We start from the raw sequence: 2388 nt of genomic DNA on the forward strand, positions 1-2388 counted from the left end.
GCCCCATAACGCCCGCCGTCCCGCAGCAGATCACCACAGCGAGGTAGTGCGCATTGGAACAATGCGCGGTCAGCCGTCGTGCTCCTGGTCGTCGTCGGCGTCGCCGATGACCCGGCCGGTGCCGCCGCAGGGGAAGCACTGGCCGCCGTGGATGGCGGCGTACTCCTCGCGGTGGCCGGTGCCGCCGCACGGCTCGCACGGCACCAGGCCGTGCCCGGCCTCGGCCAGCCGGTCCCACTCCGCCCTCTCGGCCGCCCGCTGCCGGGCCTTGGCGGCCATCACCTCCGCCAGGGACTCCACCCACTCCGCGGCTCCGGCCTCGTCCACGACCCGCGCGTGGTCCGCCCGGCCACCCGCGTCGGCCACCAGGCCGGCCACCTCTGCCTCGAGGCTGGCGGCCACCAGCTCGGCCACGGCGAAGTCGCTCCCAGCCTCGGCCACCTGGCCGTGCGCCTCCGAGGTCAGGACCACACCGCCGAGCAGGCGGCGGTGCATCTCTTGGTAGCGGTACGCCTCCAGCTCGCCCGCCAGGTCGGTGTGCCGGGCGAGGCCCCGGGTCATCTCGAACGCCCGCCGGCCCCGGGTCGCGGCCTCGTACTCCAGCGACCACGCACGGCACTGCTCGGCCGTCCCGTACCCCGGGGCGTCGGCCTCGGCCAGGCCGTCGCGCTCGATCGCCCACAGCCGGTCAAGGAACTGAAAGGCGGTCATCGACCGGGTGCCCTTGGCGCCCTTGGCCGTCGAGTGGGCGACTTCGGCCGCCGCGCCCTTGGCCGCGTCCACGTCGGCCTGGACCGACTTGGCCGTCTCCCCGCCCACCTTGGTCAGGTACTCGATCAGCGCCTTGTCATCGGGCGACCGGATCACGTCGATGCGCACACCGTGGCCCTTGCCGCCGCACTTGCAGTTGGCCCGCTCACACTCGGTCGACGTCTCGTACGTCGGGTCGATCGACCGCAGAGCCCCCGCCCAGAAGCCGTGCATCCACTCCTCGAACGCCTCCAGGTCCTCGGCGGGCGGCTCGAACGTGCAGCTCCGGCCCTCGCCCGGCTCGAAGTACCCGTTGCCGTCCTCATCCGTGTAGATCAGCTGGCCGTTGGCCGGGGTGCCCTCCAACTGGCCACCGAGGAACACCAGCAGGTTCAGGTGCGGGTGCCACCCGCCCGCCTGCGAGCGGGTGATCTCCGGGTTACGCGCCATGCCGATGTAGCCGACCGCCGGGGCCACGTGGCGCCGGAAGCTCTGCGATGTCAGGAGCCGCTGGTAGGCGCCCGGGACCCTCGGCGTGACCTCCCCCGTCGTCTCGTCCACGCGCTGCCGCGTCCCCCACAGGGCACAGACCAGGTCGTCCAGTGCGTCCGCACGGGTGTGCCGGGTGGTCAGCACCACGGCCGCCAGAGTCCCCCCACGGGCCAGCCACCGCAGAGCGGCCGTGGTCAGCTCGTGGGTGTCCTCGGCGCGCTTGGCGCTCTCGCACACCGCGCACGCCCAGATCGACTCGCAGAGCTGGACCCCGCGGCCGGACGCCTTCCCGTCCTCGGTGCGGGCCGTCAGCGTGCCCAGCTCCGGCGCCACGGCGCGGCGCGCGCACTTCCGGCACCGGTCGATCGCGGTGATCTCCTGCATGATCCGGCGGCGCCGCCACCGCCGCAGAGCCGGGGTGACGACCGTGACCGGACCCCCCTCGGTGGCCCCATCGACCGCACCGCTCTGACCTGCGGTTTCGGCGATCTGACAACTCTGTTCGTCAGTTACCAAGAAGCGGACACCTCGGGAGGTGTCTTTCTGCAGGTCAGACCCCGTTTTCGGGGGTCGAACCGCGTCCGCCTCGGAAGCGCGCTTCCGGCAGTTCGGGGAGCAGTACGTTTGGCCCGGTGTGCGGGGGTTTGGGGTGAACTTCTTCGAGCAGCCGCTACGGCGGCATGTGCGGCGGGCGGGCCGCTGTGGCGAAGGAGGCGCTTCGCTCCGTACTCTGGTCACAGCAACGTTTCCGTTCGGTGGTTTGGCACCTGCGGAGGCGGGCGGCCCGGGAGGTGAGATGCCCGGGCCGTTGCCATTTCTGAGGGGTGATCATCCCTTACGAGCGAGACGCCCCGCCGGATCACCGGCGGGGCATCGTCGTGTCGGTCAGATCGTGGTGATTCCTCCCTCGTCCCCGGCGGGGCGGGGCTGGACGCTGATGCGGACCGTGCCATCGAGGCGGGGCTCCATCGCCACGGCGTGGAACGCGCCGTCCAGGCCGCCGAGCGCGTCCTTCTGGAAAGCGCCGGCGGGCAGGTCGAGCGAGCCGCCGTGGTGCATGAGGATCGCGATCAGCATCGCGTGAGACATGTCGGCCGGGGTCGCCATCACGCCTCCTCGCGGGCCGAGCGGATGACCATCAGGGCC

General features: G+C 72.2%; 2 protein-coding genes. Both read right to left on the bottom strand.

Going from position 1 to position 2388, the window contains the following annotated elements; genetic code table 11:
* Positions 1–69 precede the first annotated feature (69 nt).
* Positions 70–1758 carry a replication protein gene (locus tag ACWGO0_RS37325; RefSeq protein WP_376189693.1) on the bottom strand — a complete coding sequence of 563 codons (1689 nt, stop codon included), beginning with the start codon at positions 1756–1758 and terminating at the stop codon, positions 70–72.
* 369 nt (positions 1759–2127) lie between these two features.
* A partial coding sequence (locus ACWGO0_RS37330; RefSeq protein ID WP_453544877.1) for a hypothetical protein occupies positions 2128–2388 on the bottom strand: 261 nt, incomplete at its 5' end.

The sequence above is a fragment of the Streptomyces sp. NPDC055749 genome (genome assembly GCF_053617235.1).